This window comes from Nocardia sp. NPDC005746 (assembly GCF_040630785.1).
Lineage (GTDB): Bacteria > Actinomycetota > Actinomycetes > Mycobacteriales > Mycobacteriaceae > Nocardia.
The window spans coordinates 25,481-31,804 of the sequence record NZ_JBEXYE010000038.1 but is presented as its reverse complement, the minus strand read 5'-3'; the positions used below and the strand labels follow the sequence as shown (position 1 = coordinate 31,804).

Here is a 6,324-nt window from a genome sequence, read left to right as displayed (position 1 = left end):
AGAAACCAACGAAGTTCGGGTAACCGCAGGTCAGTTCACCGGCGGCGATCGGCGCCCGGGCCGATCGCCGCCGGTGAGATCGCGCATCGCCTGCGGCGACGGCTTGTAGTAACGGCGTAGGTTCTCGGCTTTGCGGTGCCGGGACTTGGCCATCGGCTCCAGTAGGCTCGCGCCAGCCTCGCCGAGATGGGTGAGCACGGAATGCCGGAGCTCGTGCAGATCCCACCCGGTCCCCGGCCCGTCGACGGCGGTCGCGGCGTCGAGCAGGTCACGGGCCTGGTCGTATGACAGCCGGGCCAGCGCTAGTCCAGGCGCGTGGCGGTCACGGCCCACACGGGCAGGTGCACCCGATTGTTTTTCAGCAACGGCCCAATGACCTGGAGTTGTTCGAGCATCGGCTTCATCCGATCGGCCCATCCGGAGTCCTCGCTCATCTCCTTGGTCATATAGGTGAACGTCTCCGGGCTGAAGTTGCCCTGGTAGGTGGTGGTTCCCAGGTGGTCGAGGCGCCACCCGGCCGCGGGAAGCACGCGGTCGAAATTCTCGGCCGGCAAACCTTCGAGCTGCAAGCCGTTGACGTTGTGGCGGCCGAATTCGAACATGAACAGTCGCGCCCCCGGCCTGGTGGCCCGGTGCAGGGCCTGCAGGTACCGGGTCTGGATTTCTTCGTCGTCGAGGAACACGTGGTAGAACGCGCTGTCGACGACGGTGTCGAACCGGTCCTCCAAGCCCTCGAGTTTGGTGGCGTCGGCCACCTCGAAGTCCACCGTCACCCCGGCGCGCTCGGCGTTGCGCTTGGCCCGCTCGATCGCCGACGGCGACGCATCGATACCGGTGGTCGAGTAGCCCTTGGATGCGTAGTAGATCGCGTGATGTCCCGGGCCGGTTCCGGGGTCGAGCACCTCGCCCCGCACGGCGCCGTAGGCTACCAACTGCTGCACGACCGGTTGTGGGCCGCCGATGTCCCAGGGGATCAACGCGGGAGCACCCGGTTCCGATGACGCGTCCCGGTACAGCGCTTCGAAGTCCGGCTGATCGTCGTGGTTCGGTTCCCTGCTCATGACTCCTCCTTCTATTGCGGACGGGCAACACCTGAAGGGTCGTGCTGGCGATGAGACCAATGGTTTCGATGGTGGCGGATAAGTTCTCGGATGCTCAGTCTATTTGGTGGACCACCAAGGCTTGCTCGGTGCTGTTGTTCGTTCCGCTCGGGTGCCGAACGTGCTGATCTGACGAAACTACGACCCGGGATTCGGCGCGGCATGGTACGACAACGGCTGGTATCGCGGATTCGACACCGACGCCATTCCGTTGTCGAAGGCAACGCTTCGGTCCCAGTCGACCCAGATGTTGGTGGGATCGGTCGAGGCATCACGCGAGGCGACTTCGAGTGTGATGAACATTCGCGGGGCGGTCGCGATGACAGTCAGCAGCAGATCCTCGGCGCGGTAGTCGCCGGGGAACTCCCAGACCTCGGCGTTGTTCTCACCGCCGAAGTAGGGGTTCAGGTAGTAATGGCGCAGAAACCAACGAAGTTCGGGTAACCGCAGGTCAGTTCACCGGCGGCGATCGGCGCACAGCCGGGCCATGATCGGCGACTTCGGCTCGATCCGGAAGTTCCGTCAAAAGCCAAATACGTCAAAAGATTTCACCCATCCGGGCCGACCGTTGCAGATCTTCTTCCTGCCACCGGTGCTGAGCCTGTCCGCCATCACCGCCCCGGCAGTCCTGATCCATACCAACTACTGGTTCCAGCACCGCAAGTCCTACTACAACAAACAGGGCATTCTCATGGCGGCCATGGACGACAAGGACGTTTGCAACGTACTGGCGCATCTACCCGGCGCGGACCTGATCGAGGTCGACTCCGGTCACAATGTCCACTTCGAACGCCCGGAAGTCTTCCTCCGCGCGGTCCGTGAACTTGCGGCAAAGGCCGAGTAGGAGGCGGTCGATCAGTTCGGTACGGGATCGGCGGCCGACCGGCGGAAGCTCGGCCCGACCGCGCGGGAACCGGCCCTTCAGCTCGATGATCAGCGCTTGGTATCCGTGCGGCCTACCGTGGCGGCCTCGAGGCCAGAGGTCGGCTGCGCAATACCTCGAACGTTGACCTCGGGGGAGTCGCCGGTTCTTCCCTCGCTGAGCGAGTATCTGAATGCCTGGCGGATCGTAGGGGGATCAGCTTCGAGGGCGCGGGACGAAGGAAGTTGCCGTCGCCGAGATCCACACGGGCGGACGGGAATTCGGTCACCAGGTCCCATGATGGCTCGCCTCGGCCGGGCTGGGGGATTCCTTGGACGGGCTCGGGGAGGTGTTGTCATGTCCGGTGTCCACCCTGTGGTACACAATATCTTCCACGTGGCATGTATTCATTTGGTCATCCACAGGGTCGCCGGAATCGATCGGGGAGAAGGAAACGTGGCGGAGCGGTCGCAGGGTACGGGGCAATCTGGGCAGTCGGGGCGCCGGGGACCCTACGCCAGCGGGGTCGCGCGGCGTGAGGAGATCGTGCGGGCCGCGCTGGAGCTGTTCGCGGCCCGGACCTACGACGCGGTGTCGCTGCGGGAGGTTGCGGCGAAGGTCGGCATCACGCACATGGGGCTCCGCCACCATTTCGCCTCCAAGGAGGAGCTGCTCACCGCGGTGCTCCGGTACAAGGACCAGATCTCGCTGACTCCGGACCCGGACCACCAGGTCAGCGGGGTCGAAGTGCACGGGCTGGACTGGATCCGCGCCAGCATTGACGTGGTCGCCTTCAACTCCCGGCAGCCGATGGAGATCCGGCTGTTCGCGTCGTTGTCGGTGCAGGCCGCTGATCCGCAGCATCCCGCGCACGAATACTTCGTCGGCCGCTACCGGTACGCGCGGGAGCTGGTCGCCCACGAATTCGACATCGCCCGGCAGGCCGGCGATATCCGCGAGGACACCGACGTCGAATTCGCCGCCCAGACGATGCTCGCCGCGATGGACGGGCTCCAGATCCAGTGGCTGCTCGACCCCGTGCGCGTCGACATGGTCGACGCGTATCGGCAGTTCCTGGAGTCCTTCCTGGAGTCCCTGGCACCATCGCGGGACCGGCCGTAGACCGATGTGTATCCGGCGTCAGAGCGCGATCTCGTGCCGCCCGGCCGGATACTCTCGGCCGGCGTGTCGGTAGGGGATCGGGCTGTCGACGACCAGCCGCGCTCGGTTGACCGACACAGAGATCAGCCCGGCCGGGCAGGGAACCTCACCGAACGCCCACTTCAGCGTCCCGAGCGCCGGTTCGACCCGCGCGACGCTGAAACCCGGCACGGCGGGCTCGACTCCGAGCACTCGGGTCATCAAGTCGCGGGTCGGCGTGGACGACCAACCGTGGCTGACCGTGCCGCCGTACCAAGTCTCGGTCCACGAGGTGTCGCAACGCTGCAACGCCTCCGCCCAGTCCAGACAGAGGCCCGCGACGAGGTCGGCGCGGCCCGCCGCGGCCAACGCGTCGTGGACCACATACCGGAAGAACGGCTGAGCTCTGACAAGTTGCTTGTCGGTATCCCACCACGGCTCGGGGTGCCCGGTGCGCAGATAGAGGCCACCGACCGGCGCGTCGCTGTTCGGCACGACAGGCCCCTCCGGGCTGCTGAACGCGGCGTCGACGTGGGCGGTGGTGTCGGTGAGGACCTCCACCAGCCGGTTCAGCCGCGCGGTCGGCACGAGCCCGCCGACGATGGCCGCAGCCTGGGCGTGCTGGGACGCCGCGGGCCGCCGGACCCCGGCGACCATGGAGTCGGCGTATCGGTGCCGTTGCGGATCCCACAGCCGCTCGAAGCCTGATGTCAATCGCCGGTGCACGCGCTCGGCCCACCGGGCCCGGCCTTCGTCGCCGAGCCAGGAGGCCATCTCTTCGAACTCCAGCAGGGCTCGGCCCCACAATCCGCACAGCGTGGCACAGACCCCTTCGGTGGAGACGGCGGCCCAGTCGATCAGGACCCATCCGAACACGTCGCTCGGCAGACCATCGACGTCGCAGAACGGCAGGAACCAACGCAGCACCCGTTCCACGACCGGAAGCAGCTCGGCGATCTGCTCGGTGTCGCCGAGGTAGCGGTAGAGGTTCCACACAGCGTGGACCCAGTGCAATGCCCAGTCCGGGATGATCGTGAAATCGCCGTATTCGATGTCGCCGGCGACGGCCATCGGCAGCATTCCGTCGGCGCGAGGGGACGCGGCCAGTCGCGGATACCACGCGGCGAGACGCCAGTCGGTGTTCGTCGTGAAGTCGACCATCTGGTGCACGACGGCGTCCCCGGTCCAGGCTCGCTGCTCGCGGGTCGGGCAGTCGATGTAGGCGTCCGAGGAACACAGGGTGACGGTGCGCCGCCCCACTTCCCAGATTCTGTCCAGCCGCGAGTCGGAGGCGTGGAACGACGCGCCGCCCGTGACCGGGTAAGCACGGGTCCGGACACTCACGCCGTGGACGGTCGCGCCGTCGTCGGCCTCGACGAGTACGCCCCGCAGTCCGTATAGGTCCAGTGACTCGATGCCGCGCCTGGTGCCGTCGAGTGTGAGGACGAAGCGCGCGTCATGCTCGGTCGGGACCGGGACGCCGTCCTTCAGGAACTCGGCGGCCCGGACGGTGACGATCGCGCCCGTTGGCCCGGAGGCGTCGACGATGAGCGTGCCGGACTCGATCCGTTCGGCCAGGAACACGCCGGGAGAATCCGGCACCAGGGCGATGTCGACGGGATGCGGCCAACTGATCGGCCGCGGTTCCAGCGGCCCGACCGGGAAGCTTGGAGGCTCGGGCCGGCCCGGCTCGCCGGTCGTGAACCCGCGGCGCTCTACGGCGCCCGGCCAGCCCGAGTCGGTCGCGCCGAGCCATTCGGCGGGAAGCGCGCGGGCGTCGGCCAACTCTTCGCCGCGTCCGGACAACCGGTCGAGGACCGTCTCGCCCCAGCCCGCGAGGCACTGTGCCTGCCAGTGCGCGCCGGAGACCAGCCAGTCGTCCCCGAGCCGGGCCTCGAACACGAACGCCCCCTGATGCAGGTCGTTGGCCAGCGGCGACGGTGGCATCCACCACGGCTTGGGCCCGCCGTAGCGCCAGACCAGGGCGGCAATGACGTTGGTCCCGGGCCGCAGATACGCCGCGAGGTCGACGTCGTCATAGGGCTGCCGCTGGGGGTTGGCGCGGACTGGTCCGCGCGAGACTTCGACGCCATTGACCCAGAGTCCGTACCGCGACAGGGCGGACATCCGCGCCGGGACGCGGTCGGGCACCTCGCCGAGCACGAACGAGTGGCGCAGTGCGACGACCTGGCGCGCCCTGTCGGCGTGGTCCTGGGTGGCCGATGACTGGTCGGCCCAGATCCAACGGGCGTGCCAGCGCCCCGGGGAAAAGTCGGTCATGCGTTGTTCTCCAGTCGCTCGAAGTGGTCCGCGACGGCTGCGAGCCAGGCGGCGGGCTGCTCGGTCTGCGGGTTGTGGCCGGCGCCCTCGATGACGACCAGCTGCGCGTCGGCGATGCCGTCGACGAGCTGTTGGGCTCCGGATCGCAACGTCTTGTCTCGGGCTCCGACGAGTACCGTTGTGGGACAGGAGATCTCGCTGAGGCGGCCCACCAGCGACGGATATGAGCCCAGGGCGCGCCCGAACGCCGCGAACGCCTCCGGATCCATGCCGAGGAACGCGGCGGTCTGGCGATCACGTTGCTCCCGGTCGATGCCGCCCGGCCCCACTTCTCCCTTGGACAGCAGCTTCACGAGCTTGCCCAGAGCGCCCATGCCCCGGCGGCGGACGACGATGCCGACGATCCGCACGACCCAGGAGAGCGGGCCACGGGTTGGCTCAGGTGCGGTGTCCATGAGGATCAGGGACCGCACTCGCTCGGGGTGCGCCAGCGTATAGCGCTGTGCGACGACACCGCCCATGGAGTGGCCGAGCAGGTCGACCTCGCCGAGGTCGAGGCCGGTCAGGAAGGCGTGCAGATCCTCGGTGAGGGCGTCGAAGGTGTAGGCGTCGGCCCGGCCGGGTTTGCCGCTCATGCCGTGCCCGCGGTGGTCGTACGCCAGGACCCGGCGGCGCTCGGCGAGCCGGGGTAATACCGCCGCCCAGTCCGCTGTGCTTCCGAGGTATCCGTGCAGAAGGACCAGGGGCGCGGCTCCGGTCTCCGGGTGCCCTCGATCCTCGTAATTCAGGGTGACCTCACCCGCTGTGAGCTGTGCTTCGTTCATGGCGTCGCGAAACCCTTCCATGTTGCAGGTATTCGATGCTAGCATCGCGGCACCTCGAAGTGACCCCAGATCTCACTGGAGTCAAATCCCGTTCCCCCAACGAAAGAGATGCATCGTC

The 6,324-nt window shown here is 67.4% G+C and carries 6 protein-coding genes; 2 read left to right on the top strand and 4 right to left on the bottom strand.

Translation table 11 applies throughout. The features are described from left to right. Positions 1-30: 30 nt before the first annotated feature. Positions 31-333: a hypothetical protein gene (locus tag ABZ412_RS35380; RefSeq protein ID WP_357289537.1), complete on the bottom strand. Its 303-nt coding sequence runs from the start codon at positions 331-333 to the stop codon at positions 31-33. Beyond that, the gene (locus tag ABZ412_RS35375; RefSeq protein ID WP_357289534.1) at positions 303-1,061 is read right to left on the bottom strand and encodes a class I SAM-dependent methyltransferase; all 759 of its coding nucleotides are present in this window, start codon (positions 1,059-1,061) and stop codon (positions 303-305) included. Before ABZ412_RS35375 ends, ABZ412_RS35380 begins: the two co-directional genes overlap by 31 nt. 526 nt (positions 1,062-1,587) lie before the next feature. Here ABZ412_RS35375 and ABZ412_RS35370 point away from each other — a divergent pair. Both ABZ412_RS35370 and ABZ412_RS35365 read left to right on the top strand, forming a co-directional pair. Next, positions 1,588-1,944, top strand: a complete 357-nt coding sequence (locus tag ABZ412_RS35370; RefSeq protein WP_357289531.1) for a hypothetical protein — start codon at positions 1,588-1,590, stop codon at positions 1,942-1,944. Positions 1,945-2,418: 474 nt separating this feature from the next. Continuing rightward, on the top strand, positions 2,419-3,084 hold the full coding sequence (locus ABZ412_RS35365) for a TetR/AcrR family transcriptional regulator (RefSeq protein ID WP_357289529.1): 666 nt from the start codon (positions 2,419-2,421) through the stop codon (positions 3,082-3,084). A gap of 18 nt (positions 3,085-3,102) precedes the next feature. Here ABZ412_RS35365 and ABZ412_RS35360 read toward each other — a convergent pair whose 3' ends face one another. Then, positions 3,103-5,382, bottom strand: coding sequence for a hypothetical protein (locus ABZ412_RS35360; RefSeq protein WP_357289527.1), 2,280 nt, complete (start codon positions 5,380-5,382; stop codon positions 3,103-3,105). Further along, the gene (locus tag ABZ412_RS35355; protein WP_357289524.1) at positions 5,379-6,251 is read right to left on the bottom strand and encodes an alpha/beta fold hydrolase; all 873 of its coding nucleotides are present in this window, start codon (positions 6,249-6,251) and stop codon (positions 5,379-5,381) included. The genes ABZ412_RS35360 and ABZ412_RS35355 overlap by 4 nt, the downstream gene beginning before the upstream one ends. Positions 6,252-6,324 lie beyond the last annotated feature (73 nt).